This window comes from Winogradskyella schleiferi (genome assembly GCF_013394655.1).
Taxonomy (GTDB): domain Bacteria; phylum Bacteroidota; class Bacteroidia; order Flavobacteriales; family Flavobacteriaceae; genus Winogradskyella; species Winogradskyella schleiferi.
The window spans coordinates 242,199-258,267 of the sequence record NZ_CP053351.1 but is presented as its reverse complement, the minus strand read 5'-3'; the positions used below and the strand labels follow the sequence as shown (position 1 = coordinate 258,267).

Annotated in this window: 16 protein-coding genes; 4 read left to right on the top strand and 12 right to left on the bottom strand. The window is 34.7% G+C overall.

Features of this window, described 5'->3' with window-relative positions; all coding sequences use genetic code 11:
* Window positions 1-73: 73 nt before the first annotated feature.
* The 4 genes from HM990_RS01205 to HM990_RS01190 all read left to right on the top strand — a co-directional run bounded on the left by HM990_RS01205 (window position 74) and on the right by HM990_RS01190 (window position 6,243).
* Window positions 74-1,081: a homocysteine S-methyltransferase family protein gene (locus HM990_RS01205; protein ID WP_178987183.1), complete on the top strand. Its 1,008-nt coding sequence runs from the start codon at window positions 74-76 to the stop codon at window positions 1,079-1,081.
* Window positions 1,082-1,103: 22 nt separating this feature from the next.
* Window positions 1,104-3,869 (top strand): methionine synthase, encoded by a 2,766-nt coding sequence (metH, locus tag HM990_RS01200; RefSeq protein ID WP_178987182.1) that lies wholly within the window; start codon window positions 1,104-1,106, stop codon window positions 3,867-3,869.
* A gap of 155 nt (window positions 3,870-4,024) precedes the next feature.
* Window positions 4,025-4,978 (top strand): methylenetetrahydrofolate reductase [NAD(P)H], encoded by a 954-nt coding sequence (gene metF / locus HM990_RS01195; RefSeq protein WP_178987181.1) that lies wholly within the window; start codon window positions 4,025-4,027, stop codon window positions 4,976-4,978.
* A gap of 140 nt (window positions 4,979-5,118) precedes the next feature.
* On the top strand, window positions 5,119-6,243 hold the full coding sequence (locus HM990_RS01190) for a formylglycine-generating enzyme family protein (protein WP_178987180.1): 1,125 nt from the start codon (window positions 5,119-5,121) through the stop codon (window positions 6,241-6,243).
* Window positions 6,244-6,315: 72 nt separating this feature from the next.
* On the opposite strand, the gene moaA is transcribed toward HM990_RS01190, so the two are convergent.
* From moaA to HM990_RS01130, 12 genes are all read right to left on the bottom strand, one after another.
* Entirely contained in the window at window positions 6,316-7,323 is a 1,008-nt protein-coding gene (gene moaA, locus HM990_RS01185; RefSeq protein WP_178987179.1) for a GTP 3',8-cyclase MoaA, read from the bottom strand.
* Between the two features lie 2 nt (window positions 7,324-7,325).
* Entirely contained in the window at window positions 7,326-8,231 is a 906-nt protein-coding gene (gene moaCB / locus HM990_RS01180; protein WP_178987178.1) for a bifunctional molybdenum cofactor biosynthesis protein MoaC/MoaB, read from the bottom strand.
* Between the two features lie 12 nt (window positions 8,232-8,243).
* Complete coding sequence (locus HM990_RS01175; RefSeq protein WP_178987177.1) at window positions 8,244-8,672, bottom strand: molybdenum cofactor biosynthesis protein MoaE; 429 nt, start codon at window positions 8,670-8,672, stop codon at window positions 8,244-8,246.
* Window positions 8,653-9,705: a HesA/MoeB/ThiF family protein gene (locus HM990_RS01170; protein ID WP_178987176.1), complete on the bottom strand. Its 1,053-nt coding sequence runs from the start codon at window positions 9,703-9,705 to the stop codon at window positions 8,653-8,655. Before HM990_RS01170 ends, HM990_RS01175 begins: the two co-directional genes overlap by 20 nt.
* A gap of 2 nt (window positions 9,706-9,707) precedes the next feature.
* Entirely contained in the window at window positions 9,708-9,944 is a 237-nt protein-coding gene (locus HM990_RS01165; protein WP_178987175.1) for a MoaD/ThiS family protein, read from the bottom strand.
* A gap of 1 nt (window position 9,945) precedes the next feature.
* Window positions 9,946-10,530, bottom strand: coding sequence for a precorrin-2 dehydrogenase/sirohydrochlorin ferrochelatase family protein (locus HM990_RS01160; RefSeq protein WP_178987174.1), 585 nt, complete (start codon window positions 10,528-10,530; stop codon window positions 9,946-9,948).
* A gap of 14 nt (window positions 10,531-10,544) precedes the next feature.
* Window positions 10,545-11,123 carry a molybdenum cofactor guanylyltransferase gene (mobA, locus tag HM990_RS01155; protein WP_178987173.1) on the bottom strand — a complete coding sequence of 193 codons (579 nt, stop codon included), beginning with the start codon at window positions 11,121-11,123 and terminating at the stop codon, window positions 10,545-10,547.
* Complete coding sequence (locus tag HM990_RS01150; protein WP_178987172.1) at window positions 11,124-11,867, bottom strand: sulfite exporter TauE/SafE family protein; 744 nt, start codon at window positions 11,865-11,867, stop codon at window positions 11,124-11,126.
* Complete coding sequence (locus HM990_RS01145; RefSeq protein ID WP_229719343.1) at window positions 11,864-12,193, bottom strand: winged helix-turn-helix domain-containing protein; 330 nt, start codon at window positions 12,191-12,193, stop codon at window positions 11,864-11,866. The genes HM990_RS01150 and HM990_RS01145 overlap by 4 nt, the downstream gene beginning before the upstream one ends.
* Window positions 12,193-13,368 carry a molybdopterin molybdotransferase MoeA gene (locus HM990_RS01140; RefSeq protein ID WP_178987171.1) on the bottom strand — a complete coding sequence of 392 codons (1,176 nt, stop codon included), beginning with the start codon at window positions 13,366-13,368 and terminating at the stop codon, window positions 12,193-12,195. The genes HM990_RS01145 and HM990_RS01140 overlap by 1 nt, the downstream gene beginning before the upstream one ends.
* 199 nt (window positions 13,369-13,567) lie before the next feature.
* Window positions 13,568-14,134, bottom strand: a complete 567-nt coding sequence (locus HM990_RS01135; protein ID WP_178987170.1) for a hypothetical protein — start codon at window positions 14,132-14,134, stop codon at window positions 13,568-13,570.
* A 1,019-nt stretch (window positions 14,135-15,153) separates the two neighbouring features.
* A complete protein-coding gene (locus HM990_RS01130; RefSeq protein ID WP_229719342.1) occupies window positions 15,154-16,068 on the bottom strand; it encodes an alpha/beta hydrolase in 915 nt (304 codons plus the stop codon).
* Window position 16,069 lies beyond the last annotated feature (1 nt).

The window sequence follows — 16,069 nt, the reverse complement described above, 5'->3', positions numbered from 1 at the left end:
TGAGAAACAAAATATATTTTGTTTAGAAATTACCGAGCGTAGCTCATTAGGGGTGTTTTAAAAACAAAAAACTATGAGCAAAATAAAAGAAGAATTACAAAAACGAATCTTAGTCCTTGATGGCGCTATGGGAACCATGCTTCAGCAATATAATTTCACTGAAGAAGATTTTAGAGGCGAACGTTTTAAAGATTATCCTTCCTCCTTAAAAGGAAACAACGATTTATTGTCCTTAACGCAGCCCAAAGCCATTGCAGAAATCCATGCTAAATATTTTGAAGCTGGAGCAGATATCGTGGAAACCAATACATTTTCAGGAACCACAATCGCCATGGCAGATTACGACATGGAAGATTTGGTTTATGAATTGAATTTTGAATCGGCTAAGATCGCTAAACAAGTTGCCGATAAATTCACAAAAGCTAATCCCAATAAACCTCGCTTTGTAGCAGGAAGTATTGGCCCAACCAATAAAACCGCTAGTTTATCGCCAGACGTCAATCGACCAGAATATAGAGCAATAACGTTTAACGAATTACGAATGGCCTACAAGCAACAAGTCGAAGCATTAATTGATGGTGGTGTAGATATTCTTTTAGTGGAAACCATTTTTGATACACTCAATGCAAAAGCTGCGTTATTTGCCATTGAAGAAGTTAAGGAAGATCGAAACATCGATATTCCGATTATGGTTTCGGGAACGATTACCGACGCTTCGGGAAGAACCTTATCTGGACAAACGGTTGAAGCTTTTTTAACGTCAATTTCGCATATTCCGTTATTAAGTGTTGGTTTTAATTGCGCTCTTGGTGCTCAACAATTGAAACCTTATTTACAGCGTTTATCTAATGAAACTGAATTTTATACCTCAGCACATCCAAATGCAGGTCTACCAAATGCATTTGGGGAATACGATGAATCACCAAAACAAATGCAACACTATATTGAAGACTATTTAAAGGACGGTATCATTAATATCATTGGTGGTTGTTGTGGCACGAGTCCAGCGCATATCAAAGCGATTGCTGATGTGGCGAAAAATTACAAACCAAGAATCCCATCCCTAATCCCTTCCCTATAGGAAGGGACTAAAAATGTTATAAATGAAACGAAATTCAACTCATGAAACGAAAAAAGCCTCTTCCCTTGGGGAAGAGGTTGGAGATGGGAAATATTTAACACTTTCCGGACTTGAACCTTTAGTGGTAACACCAGAAAGTAACTTTATCAATGTTGGAGAACGTACCAATGTAACTGGTTCACGTAAATTTTTACGCTTGATAAAAGAGGAAAAGTACGACGAAGCCTTAGAAGTTGCAAGAGACCAAGTCGATGGTGGTGCACAGATTTTAGATGTCAATATGGACGAAGGTATGCTCGATGGCGTCCATGCCATGACCACATTCCTAAATCTTATTGCCTCAGAACCAGATATATCTCGAATCCCATTAATGATCGATAGTTCAAAATGGGAAATCATTGAAGCCGGACTGCAAGTTGCACAAGGAAAATGTGTGGTTAATTCCATAAGTTTAAAAGAGGGCGAAGCCGAATTTAAGCATCAAGCTAAATTGGTTAAACGCTATGGTGCAGCCGTTATTGTTATGGCTTTTGATGAAGATGGTCAAGCAGATAATTATGACAGGCGTATAGAAATCTGCAAACGTTCCTATCATATTTTAGTTAACGAACTCAACTTCCCTCCACAGGATATCATTTTCGATCCCAATATTTTTCCCGTAGCCACAGGCATGGATGAACATCGTAGAAATGCCATCGACTTTTTTGAAGCTACCAAATGGATTCGTGAAAATTTGCCTTATGCCAACGTTTCAGGTGGTGTGAGTAATGTGTCGTTTTCTTTTAGAGGTAATAATGTGGTGCGTGAAGCCATGCACTCATCGTTTTTATATCATGCCATAAAAAATGGTATGAACATGGGTATTGTAAATCCGACGATGCTTGAAATTTACGACGAAATAGACAAAGATTTATTAGAACTCGTTGAAGATGTGCTATTCGATAGAAACGATGATGCCACAGAACGCTTATTGGATTTTGCAGAAGAACTTAAGGCAAAAGGTTCAACCTCTACAAGCAAAGATGCAGCAGTGCAGGAATGGCGGAACGAACCTTTACAGGTTAGAATCACGCATGCATTAGTGAAAGGTATCGATGCCTTTATCATTGAAGATGTTGAAGAAGCTAGATTAGCTTCAAATAAACCCATTGAAGTCATTGAAGGGCATTTAATGATTGGTATGAATGTGGTCGGTGATTTATTCGGCAGTGGAAAAATGTTTTTGCCACAAGTGGTGAAATCTGCTCGTGTGATGAAAAAAGCCGTTGCCTATTTGCAACCTTTTATTGAAGCCGAAAAAGATGGAAAACAAGAGTTTGCAGGCAGAATTTTAATGGCCACTGTAAAAGGAGATGTTCACGATATTGGAAAGAACATTGTAAGTGTGGTTTTAGGTTGTAATAATTACGAAATTATTGACCTTGGTGTTATGGTACCACCAGAAAAAATTGTGGAGACCGCTATTAGGGAAAAGGTAGATATCATTGGGCTTAGCGGACTAATTACACCATCGTTAGATGAAATGGTATATGTCTCTAAAGCCCTTGAAAAGCAAAGCATAGAAATTCCATTGATAATTGGTGGAGCCACTACCTCTAGAGCACATTCAGCTGTGAAGATTGCACCACATTATAGCAATACCGTAGTTCATATTAACGATGCCTCAAGAGCTGTAACCGTTGTTGGCGATTTGTTGAAAAAAGACAGTAAAGTTTATAAAGAACAGATTCGAGAAGAGTATGATGCGTTTAGGGAACAATTTTTAAAACGTACCAAGAAAAAAGAATATTTGACGATTGCTGAAGCTCGAAAAAACAAATTCAAAATTAATTGGAATACTTCTGAAATAGTGAAACCAAAACATTTAGGCATTCAGGTTTTAGAAGATTTTGACCTTACCAAACTTGAAGATTTTATCGATTGGTCGCCATTTTTTAGAAGTTGGGATTTACATGGGAAATATCCAGCGATTTTAACCGATGAAGTGGTTGGAAAACAAGCCACAGAATTATTTGACGATGCACAAGAATTACTGAAACGGATTTTTGATGAAAAACTGTTGAAAGCAAAAGGTGTTTTCGGATTGTTTCCTGCAAATACTGCAAATGATGATGATATTGAACTAGAAGTATCCGAAAGTCATGCTGAACTTGATTCAGCATCTGTAAAAGAAGAAACGTACAAATTATTAACCCTTCGTCAACAATCCAAAAAAGCCCAAGGCAAACCAAACATAGCCTTAGCCGATTTCATTGCACCAAAAGCAACAGGAAAACAAGATTATATGGGCTGTTTTTGTGTGTCCACAGGATTTGGAACCGCAGAACTCGCAGCAAAATTTGAAGCCGATCATGATGATTATAATTCCATTATGATTAAAGCTTTGGCAGATCGTTTAGCCGAAGCCTTTGCTGAATATTTACACAAAGAGGTAAGAACACAACACTGGAGTTACGCTAAAAATGAGAACTTATCTAATGACGACCTAATTAAAGAAAGTTATGAAGGCATCAGACCAGCACCAGGTTATCCAGCATGTCCGGACCATTTAGAAAAGAAAACCATATGGAAAATTTTAAATGTTGAAGAAAACATCGGTGTTAAGCTAACTGAGAGTTTAGCGATGTGGCCAGCAGCAAGTGTAAGTGGTTATTATTTTGGCAATCCTGAAGCCAGATATTTTGGATTGGGAAAAATTAAAGAAGATCAAGTTGAGGATTATGCTAAAAGAAGAGGTGTTTCAGATGAAGAGGCGACAAAATGGTTGAGTCCTAATATCGCAGACTAGTGCGTTAGCGATTGTAGTGGCATCCTTTTTAGAGGCACGATAAAAAGATATAACGGAAAGCGCGACCCTAGTGGTAACGCCAAAATAAATAAAAAAATGTCCCCTTTGAAGTTAAAGGGAGTTTTAAAGAGATATCCACTTGCGTGGGCAATATTATGAAAGTAACAGAACACATAAAAAACGCTAACGGAAAAACCTTATTTTCCTTTGAAATAATTCCACCAAAAAAGGGAAATAGCATTCAGCAATTATATAATAATATTGATCCTTTAATGGAATTCAATCCTCCGTTTATTGATGTAACAACGTCCAGAGAAGAATATCTTTATATTAAAAAAGATGGGCTTTTGGATCGAAAAATCACACGAATGCGACCAGGAACCGTTGGTATTTGTGCAGCCATAAAGCATAAATATGACATAGATACGGTTCCACATGTGTTGTGTGGAGGATTTACAAAGGAAGAAACCGAATATCTGCTCGTCGATTGCCATTATTTAGGGATTGAAAATGTGATGGCTTTGCGTGGTGATGCCATGAAGCATCAACAATATTTTGAAGCGTGTGATGGTGGACACCAATTTGCAAAAGGTTTGGTGAGTCAGATTCAAAACCTGAACAAAGGGAAATATTTACACGACGTGCTTGAAGCCGATGATAAATCCGATTTTTGTATTGGTGTTGCTGGTTATCCCGAAAAACATATAGAAGCACCTTCCCTAAAAACCGATTTAAAACGTTTAAAAGAAAAGGTGGATGCAGGAGCGGATTATGTCGTCACTCAAATGTTTTTTGATAATAAAAAGTTTTTCGAATTTGTTGAAGCCGCAAAAGCTGAAGGGATAAATGTGCCTATTATTCCTGGTATAAAACCTATTGCTGTGAAGCGACACTTACAATTGTTACCTCAAGTTTTTAAAATAGATTTACCACAGGATTTAATTGAAAGTGTTGAAAATTGTAAAACAAATCAAGACGTAAGACAGGTTGGTATTGAATGGGCAATAGAACAATCTAAAGAGCTTCAAAACGCTGGTGTGCCTGTTTTACATTATTATTCTATGGGGAAAAGTGATAATGTGAAAGCTATTGCTTCTGCTTTGTTTTAAAATACACTTTGAGGTTTTAAAAAGACAAGTTAAGAGGTATAAAAATAATACAAGATTATAAATTCAATGTCTATATTTGTTAGGGCTTTAGTTTCTGAGCGCCCCAGAAAATAATATTTACCTCGAACAAAATTCGCAACATGAATACCCTAAATAAAGCATCCCGATTACTCCTAATCGTTTTATCAATATCCTGCTTCAATTGTAAAAATGACACCAATAAAAAGCCAACTGAAAAAAGCAGTCCAATAGTTACGAAGACTACAAATCATGAGCTTCTAATTGTAAAGCCCGAAAACATAAACACTCCTGAAGGCATGGTTTGGGTTGAGGGAAAAACATTTACACAAGGTGCTAAACCAAGCGATCAATTTGCTATGATACGCGAAAAACCGGCACACCAAGTTAAGGTTGATGGCTTTTTTATCGATGTCACCGAAGTTACCAATAAAGAATTTAAAGCTTTTGTTGATGCCACAGATTATGTCACTGTTGCCGAACGACCAATAGATTGGGAAGAAATGAAAAAAGAGCTACCTGAGGGTATCGCCAAACCTCATGATTCCATCTTACAACCAGGAAGTTTAATATTTAATAAGGATGTGAATGCGGTTGCGAATATGGATAATTACAGCCAATGGTGGACCTGGAAAATCGGCGCCAATTGGAGACAACCTGAAGGTCCAAACAGCTCAATTGAAGGACGTGATAATTTTCCAGTTGTCCATATTGCTTTAGAAGATGCCGAAGCCTATTGCAAATGGGCAAACCGACGTTTACCGACCGAAGCCGAATGGGAATCTGCAGCCCAAGGGAATGCAACCGATAATATATTTACTTGGGGAAATGATCCTGAAATTCTAATCGATAAAGCTAATACATGGCAAGGCACATTTCCTGTTAAGAATGAAAGTGTCGATGGTTTTGAATTGATTGCTCCAGTAAAATCATACGAACCCAATAGTATTGGAATTTATGATATGATGGGTAATGTATGGGAACTGACCAGTGATCTTTTTAATGTGAATTATTATAAGGACATTGACACGTCAGAGCCACTGATTAATCCGCAAGGTGCAAAAACAGCCTATAGCCCATCGAATCCGTATCAGGCAGAGCGTGTTATAAAAGGCGGTTCTTTTTTATGCCATGCCTCGTATTGCGCTAGTTTTAGGATTTCAGCTCGTATGGGAATGAGTCCAGATTCAGGATCTGACCATGCTGGTTTTAGAACTGTTGCTACGGTTGAGATGCTTCAGGATTAACAAAGTGAGTTCAAATATTCTGATTCTCGATAAAATTTTACACATTCTCAATTGTAAATCTTTATCTTGAACCTATCCCCCAATTGTAATCATACTCCTGTTTTTAGAGTGTTGTTTTGGGTCATTGAACAATTCAAAACTATCCATGCCTCCTCGTACTGGTAATTTTTTATAAATTGCTTCGGCTATATAGTCTTCAATGGATTCTTGATTTCTTAAAGCGGTCAGTATATCGGTTTCGTTATTTGAAAACAGGCAATTTTTTATCTTGCCATTGGCCGTTAAACGAATTCTATTACAACCATCACAAAACGGATTACTCACCGAACTAATAATTCCGAATTGGCCTTTGTAACCAATAATTTTATAACTCCTTGACGTGAAATTTTGTTCATTCTGCAATTTTATGAGTTGATTCGCCCCAAAATAATGTGTTGTTTGTTCCAGAATTTCATGTTGTGTCACCAATTTGGATTTATTCCAGTTATTACCATCAAATGGCATAAACTCTATAAAGCGAATTGAAATCGGTAAGTCTTTGGTGAGCTTAATAAAATCAGTAATTTCATTATCGTTAAATCCTTTAATCAGGACAACGTTTAATTTGACTTTAAAACCATTTTCAATAAGTAAATGGATGTTATTATAGGCCTCTGTAAATTGATCTCGTCTGGTTATGTGATTGAATTTTTCTTCATTTAAAGTGTCTAAACTCACATTGATATTGTTGAGTCCATAAGTTTTAAAATCATCAATAAATCTATCCACAAGAATGCCGTTTGTGGTAATGGATAGTATAGTATTTAAAGTGGATAAACGCTTTAAAATTTCGGAAAAATCTTTTCTAACGAGTGGTTCTCCACCTGTTAACCTGATTTTATCGACGCCATTTGCGACAAACACTTTTGCAATTTCAAAGACTTCATCTGCATTCATTAAATGTTGCCTTGGTGTTAATTGTACACCTTCGGACGGCATACAATAGGTACAACGCAAATTGCATTTTTCGGTCAACGAAATTCTTAGGTAGTTGTGTTTTCTACCTAAAGTATCGGTTAAAATGTTGTCTTGTTTTTGCATTATTAATGTTGTTGGCCTTTTAGTATTTTGAACACATGTGTTAAGTGCGGAAAAACAGCGTCCATGGATTCTTTTGCACCATTGGTAGAACCTGGTAATGCCAAAATTAGGCAATCGCCAATTGTCCCGGCAACGCTTCGAGATAACATGGCATAAGGCATGCGTTCTTGTCCATAAGTTCTAATGGCTTCTTCCACGCCAGGGATTCTTCGTTCTAAAATAGGCTCTAATGCTTCAGGTGTAACGTCTCTATAAGATAAGCCAGTTCCTCCCGTAAATATGACTAGATTGGACGTTTCGGAATATAAAATTGCTTTGTTTCGTATGGCTTCTATTTCATCAGGAATAATATCATAATTGCTGATTTTAATAGCGCTTTGTTTCAACTTCTCAATAATTGCTTTTCCTGCTCTATCTTCCTTTTTACCTTCAGAAATTGAGTCGGAACACACAATAACACTCGCTTTTAATTGTGATCGATGCTTCGTTTTAAAACTGCTTTTACCTCCACTTTTTTCTACTAATTTTATGTTTCCTATTTCAATTTGTTTATCAATAGGCTTTAACATATCGTACATGGTCAATGCTACAACAGAAGCTCCATGCATGGCCTCCACCTCAACACCTGTTTTATAAATGGTCTTTATGGTAAGGCTGATTTTCACACTTAAACCTTCAATTTTATAAGTGATTGCCGTAAATTCAATCGGCAAAGGATGGCAATCAGGAATCACATTATGTGTGGTTTTTACCGCAAACAATCCAGCGGTTTTAGCCATTTCAAAAACGTTTCCTTTTGGCACAGCATTGTTGTTGAGCGCATCGATTGTTTCTTGCTTACTCACTTTTACAATGGCTTCTGCTGTGGCAACCCGAAGCGTTTTAATTTTATGTGTGATATCTACCATTACTACTATTTATTATTTGTTCACTTTCCATTGATGTGAATCGTCGTCAAAAATCTCCTTTCCAAATAAAGGCACTTTCTTTTTTACGATATTGACAAGATATTCCGTTGCATCATAAACCTCCTTACTGTGTTTTGCCGAAACAAACACAAAAAAGCAAATCTCGCCTACTTTTATTTCGCCCAAACTATGGTAAATATGCATGCAGGTTAAATTGAAGGTTTTAAATGCTTTTTCACGGATACCTTCCAATATTGGATTTGCCATGTCTTCGTAACACGTAAAATCTATTCCAGCAACGGTTTTATTTTTAATTTCATCTGCCCTAACTTGACCCAAGAAAATATTGTGCGCACCAATGTTGTGCTTGGTTTGGTGTTTGGCAATAGCATCTGCAATAAATTCTGGTGTTATTGGACCTTTAATAAATACATTTTTCATTTTCTATATCATTTTGAATTTTAATTGCACCTCCTGAAATGTTCTTTACATCGCTAAATCGATGCTGTTTTAATATTTTGATAGCTTCTAAACTTCGTCTTCCGCTTTGGCAAAAAATGGCGTAACTTTTGTTTTTATCTAATTTTTTTAATTCCGTTTCTAAAACCGATAATGGCATCTGGATGCTGTTTGGCAATGTTAATTTTGGAGTTTCATGCAACTCTCGAACATCTATGAAAATGGTCTTTTTTGAAATCGCTTCACTTACACATATAGCTTCTATCTTATGCGTTTTATATTCTGAATTAAAAAATGCTTCGTCAATAATTTTAGTTTCCGTTTTATTGAAATTGATACTATTCTGCGTGTTATTTAAAGTGTTATAAATAAGTAATTTTCCAGATAATATGTCACCTGTTTCTAATACCATTTTAATAACTTCATTAGCTTGAAGCATGCCGATAAAACCAACAGTAGTGCCTAAAACACCAGCATCTTCACAGTTATTTATTTTGGTATTATTATTTTTAAATAAACATCGATAGGTTGGTCCGTTTTTATAATTGAAAACCGAAACTTGTCCTTCAAATCGATAAATGGAACCATAAACAAAAGGTTTGTCCGCAATGATACAAGCGTCATTTATAAGATATCTGGTTTGAATGCTATCTGTTGCATCAACAATAATATCATAGATTTTAAAAATTTCTATGGCATTTTCGCCAGATAAATAGTATTTATAAACTTGAATTTTTACATTAGAATTCAAAGCTTCCAGCTGTGTTTTAGCGACTGTTACTTTTTGCTGGTTTACTGTTTTTTCGGTATATAAAATCTGGCGATGCAAGTTACTTTCATCAATGGTGTCGCCATCTATTATTCCGATGGTTTCAATTCCCGAAGCCGTTAAATACGGCAAAATTGCACATCCCAAACCTCCTGCGCCAACAACTAATATTTTTGCGTTTTTTAGTTTTTGTTGTCCAGTTTCCCCAACTTGTGGTAATTGTATTTGTCGTTTATAGCGTTCCAAAATCAGCCTCCTGCAAATGGTGGTAGCAACGCTATTTCGTCACTATCCGTTAATTTAATTGTACTGTCCATTTCTACTAAGTTTTGATTTAATGCTATTGAAACTTCCAGTGCGTGAAGATTGTATTTTTCCTTTAAAAGCGCCATACAATCTGAAATATTTAAATCTGCCACAGCCATTTGTTCTTCACTACATTTTACTGCTTCTGCAATTGCACCATAATATTTTATAACTGCCATTTTACTTTTTTTTATTGACCAAGTCTCTCGTCACCTGATTCATTTTTTCGACTTTTTCTTCAAAATTGCCTTTTATTGATTTTCTAAATTCGTTGAGATTGAGAACCATTTCATTGATATCTTCTGGTATAACATCATCTAAAAACTGTCGGATACGTTTTGCTGTTGTTGGCGATTTTCCGTTGGTAGAAATAGCAATTTTCACATGACCTTTGGTGACGATGCCTCCTAAATAATAATCGCATTGGTCTGGTGTATCAGCTATATTTACTAACAAACATTTAGCTTTGGCCTCTTTGTTGATTTGTAAATTCACATCCAGATTATCGGTACAACCAATTACCAAATGTCTTTTTTCCAAATCTGTAATGTCATAAGCTTTCGCTGTTAATTGAACCGTTGGATGCTTGCTGGCCAAGTCTTTTAGCTCTTGCATAAACGCAATGGAAACCACTTCCACATTGGCATTCGGACTCGATTTTAAAAGAAAAGAGAGTTTCTCTAAACCAACATTTCCACCACCAACAATGAGCACATTCAGTTGGTGTACTTTTACAAATATTGGGTATAATTCATTTCTTTCCATAGTATTGGTTGATGTTATTTTTTCAGTGATAAATGTTGTAATTCTTCTTTTGAATTTACATTTTTTACTGCGTTTCTATCTTTCGTTCTAATTGTAATAATGTTATAATCTAGAGACTTTATTAAGTCTAAAAGTTTTAATTCATTATTTGCTATAGCATCTTTAAATGTTGAAGTTGTTTTTTTTGAATACACGCCAATTAATGGATATTCGCTTTGATTATCCACTAAATACGAAATTTCACTTTCGCTAATAGTTTTCAATAAATAGTTATTCAAAACCGTCGTAGTTATATTCGGAATATCACAACTCAGAATTAAATTAAATTCATCTTTTGAATGATTTAAAGCCGAATAAATTGCGCCAACAGGGCCTTTGTTTTCATAAATATCTGCAACTAACGGAAAACCAAATTGCTTATACTTTTCGTTTTTGGTTACTAAAACTATGTTTTGGGTTATGGGTTTTACGGCCTCAATAATATGTTCTATAAACGTTTTTCCTTTAAAAACAACCAAACCTTTCTCCTCTTGCATACGTGTACTTAAACCTCCACACAAAATATAAACTGATATATCGTTTTTAGTATGCATTTATATAAATGTTAGTTTAAAACAGGCGATTAATAAAACGACGGTTAGAATATATTTTAAAACGGTATTCGAAATTTTATGACTTCCATAAACAGCGCCAAAAAAACCACCAATTAATGCTATTGGGATTAATTTAAACGAATCCAATTCAACGTAATTATTAAAAGAATAACCAGAAATACCTGCAATGGAATTCGCAAAAATAAATAGCGCAGATACAGCAGCCACTTCTTTCATATTTCCCCAACCCAATAGAATAACGATAGGACTTAAAATAATGCCTCCTCCGATGCCAATCATTCCCGAAAATAGACCAATTAAAAAGCCAATGAATAAAGCCAGATGGATTTTAAAAGGAGTTTGGTTTTCTCTGTTTTCATTTGAGAAAAACAGGATTCTGAGAATAGCAACGAACAAAAAAAACGCCATAATTATTTTATAGACCTGAGCATCAATAGAAATATAACCGCCTAAAAATGCCGCTGGAACCGATGCTATGGCAAAAGGATAAAATAGATTCCAATTAAAATGACTGTGTTTTTTAAAATACCAAAATGAAATTCCGGAAATAAAAATGTTTAAGATTAATGCTGTTGGTTTTATGAAGTCCACAGGAAATGAAAATGCTGCCATCAGTGCAATGTAGCCACTTGCACCTCCATGTCCGACACTGGCATAAAGAAACGCAATGCCTATTAATGCCACGGAAAAAAAGACCCATATTTCTGGTGCCATTTCATTCATAGCGTTAACTTTTTATATTGCTCTTCTAAAAAATCGATACAGTTTTCATTTAGCGTTTCAAATTGACGAATTAAGGATTTCCCATACTCTGTAACTTTTGTTCCGCCGCCATTTTTTCCACCTATGTTCGTTACCAAAACAGGTTGATCCGCCAAAGTTTCTATCTCATTGAGTAAGTTCCATGCTTTTTTATAGGACATTTTTAATGTTTTTGCAGCTGCACTTATAGAGGCTGTTTTATCGACAGCTTTCAATAATTTAATGCGTCCGTAACCTATAAATGGTTGGCCCTCTTTTTCTATCCAAAGTCTAGATTTTATTTCCATTATAACTCTAGTTTTATGCATTCCACTTCATCTCCTATTTTAACTTCAGCTGTTTCAAAGTCCACACATATTAAGGCATTGCTCAAAGCATAAGTATATAGCATTGCTGAACTTTGACCGTGAAGCACTTCTACAGAACCCCCTTCTAATTTTGCCTTTAAAAAAAGTGTTTTTCCCGATGGATTTTTTATAGCTGATTTACTTTTCGCTATTAATTTCTGTAAATGGTTGTGTTTATAACCTGACATTTTTCTTAATAGCGGAAGCGCATAAATATAAAAACAGGTCAAAGCAGAGGCTGGATTCCCTGGTAATGCAAAAACGTAAGTATTCTCTTTTTTTCCAAACCATAAGGGTTTACCCGGTTTTTGGTTGATTTTGTAAAACAACTCTTCGACGTCATTTTCCAACAAGGCTTCTTTTACAAAGTCGTAATCGCCCACTGAAATTCCACCAGAAACCAATAGTAGATCTTTTGTGTTCAGTACATTTTCTATACTTGTTTTCGTGTCTTTATAATCGTCTTTTACACGAATGATTTCAATGTCTTTTACGCCTACTTTCCTTAATGCCGCTTTAAGCATTATGGAATTACTTTCATATATTTTACCTTGTTCTAAGTCTATTCCTGGTTTTTGCAGTTCATTTCCAGTGACCAATATGGCTACTTTTGGTGTTTTATAAACTGAAACAGTTGTTATACCTAAACAAGCCAAAAAACCAATTGCTGCTTCGTTTAGTTTAGTGTCTTTTTTTAAAGCTATGGCTCCTGCTTCAATCTGCTCACCCGTTTTACGGATGTTTGCACATTGTGATGCCATTTTTTGAATATGAATCTTGTCGCCTTCACGCTCAACATGCTCTTGCATAATTACGGTGTCCGCGTTGTCTGGCACTAAAGCTCCAGTAAAAATCCTGACGGCTTCGCCTTCTTTTAATATATGATTATTTGAGTCTCCAGCTTTGGATTCTCCAACAATGAAATACTTGTCTTTGTCTGAATATTTAAACGCATAACCATCCATTGCAGATTGCCTAAATGGCGGCATGTTTATAGGCGAAAACACATCTTCAGACAACACAAAATTAAGCGCCTCGTTGAGACTTACCACCTCGAAATGGTATGTTTTTGGAAATTCTGAAATTATAGCTAATGCTGTTTTAACTGAAATCATGTTGCTTTAAGCGTTATATCCTACCAAATATAACGAAGATTTTGCAGTATAAAACTTAGAAAAATGATTTTTATTTAATTGCGAATTGAAAAGCAACATGATGACGATATAGCACATAGATGAGTTAGTTTATTCTCAAACTAAAAATGCTCACTCATTTCAAAAAAGTGATTAAAAAACGTACCACAATTTTTAAAGATTAACTCTCAAGACTTCCTTTTAATTTAGAAGAAAATACCTGTTGCTGTTTTTTAAAGAAATCTTTTATAGATTTAAAATTGCTCATAAAACTATAAGGGATAAAATCAAATCTTAGCGTAATCTCGTTAGAATTATTGTGGGTAATTTTTAATCCATCTTCAATTTCAAAATCCAAGCAACTAAAACCGTGTATGCTTTCAATATGTCTATCTTTGGTAATGACACTGTTTTGGTTATCGCCTAGATAGAATCTAACTGTTGTATATTCACCAGCTACAAGATTAAGTCCGTTTTTAGACCTAAGAAAAACTCCTGTATACATGCCTTTTAGATTTAAAATTTGTTGCTTAAAATCAGTTACTGTATGCTCATTCCTCTGTTTATCTAAAACTGAAATTGCTCTAACATTAAGTGTCATTTCAGAAATTTCTTTTTTCAAAATATCATCATTCTTCAATATGATATCCTTCGTGGCTTTACGACTTTCGTTTTCCAATTGATCTATCATATATAATGCATAAGGCATTGTTTGCCATATTGTTGGGTAAGCTGATATATGTTTCATAGTACTTTTTTATGTTAACTTGATATATAAAATATCTTGGGTACAAAGTTCTAGAGAATCAACCTTTTTAAAAACATCATGCTTATCATATATATATATTATTTTAACCCTGTTAATAAAAGTTAAATTACAATTAGGTTAATATAATACACATAAAAGCTAAAAATGTATCTTTTTGTTCGCTTAAACTTTTAATGAGATAAAATACTGAGATTTTACTATGATTATAAATGATCAATGCGATTAATAAACTGATGGTCAATTCTATAATTCTAGGTAAAAAGGAAGGCCATTATGATAAAATTGAATCATGACTTAACCATATTTATAGCATTTTTTACATTGAAAAGACGAACAAAAGATTTAAAAAGTAGCAATGGAAGCATAGAATAATTCTGAATTTAGCATACGATATAGATAGTCAATTTTTCAATAAACAGCTTAAAAAACTGAAAGTAAAGCGTTCGAAGGCAGATAATTATTTGATTATAAAATATAGTTTAATAAATTCATATTATTGAATTCGGGAAACAAAATATGGATTGAAAATTCAGAAGTATATAAAATTTTCAACTCAGCCTCAGAAAATTTTTAGCTTGTTTCAATTGGTCTGGATGGTGGAATAAAATTGAGAAAACGAAATAAAAAAAAGCCCAAATAACAAGCTAATTATTCATTTTCAACACGTTACATAATTTAAGATATCGGTTAGGACTTTCAAGACATAAAAGACCCGATAAATATAAAAATTGGATGCCCTCCATTTGTATTCTCCAATTTTCAAATAGCTACATAATCCTGAAAAACATAAAATTGTCAAATAATAATGTCATCACTTATAGAACTACCAAATTTTTGTTCGTTGAAATAACATGAAATCCTAGAACTATCCATCAATTCTCATTGAATTTTACCAGAGCAAGTATCTCGTGAAATTCTACTTTTGAAATTTCTCATCTTTATCAAAATAGACTAATTATCGTAAAAGAAATTGTCGTCATTTTCACTATTGTGTCCAATCATTTGTTCTTCAGCCAATCAGAACAGGCTCTAGTCCAAGGGTGAGCAGTCTTATCTCTACCCAGACCAAAACCATGACCTCCTGTTTCGTAAATATGCATTTCTGAAGGAACATCGTTTTCTTTTAGTCCCAAATAATATTGAATACTATTTTCAACAGGAACCGATTTGTCATCCGTTGCGTGTACCAAAAATGTTATCGGTGTATCGGAATTTATATGAGTTTCGTTAGAGTAAGCTTCAATATCTTCGTTGGAAGGTGATTCTCCCAATAATTTTTTTCTTGAACCATTATGTGTAATTGACTCGTCCATTGAAATCATTGGATAAATCAATATTGAGAAATCTGGTCTTGCACTAGTTTTATCTTCTACTTTATAAACTTCCTTATCAAATTGAGTAGATAATGTTGCAGCCAAATGACCTCCAGCCGAAAAACCCATAACACCTATTTTATCTTTGTCAATACTCCAATTGTCAGCAGTGCGTCTTACATATCGCATTGCTCGTTGCGCATCTTGTAGTGGTGCAATACTTTTGTCTTTCATTATGGCATCTTTTGGCAATCGGTATTTAAGTACAAAAGCTGTAATACCAAGTGAATTTAACCATTCGGCCACTTTATAACCTTCTTTATTAATTGCTAAATGATGATAGCCTCCTCCAGGACAAATAACAATTGCTGTTCCGTTTGATTTTTCTGGTTTGAAAACTGTTAATGTCGGAATACTGACTTGCTCTAAACTAGACACTACAGAATCTTTTATGATTTCAATTTCTTTAAATTCTGAATTTTCTATGGCGTTTGGAATTTTATCGCTCCATAGTTGAATGACTTTACGGTCTTTTTGAGCAAAACAACTGAGGAAACAAAAGAAGGTTATAAACAGTATATATTTTGACATTAATGTCATC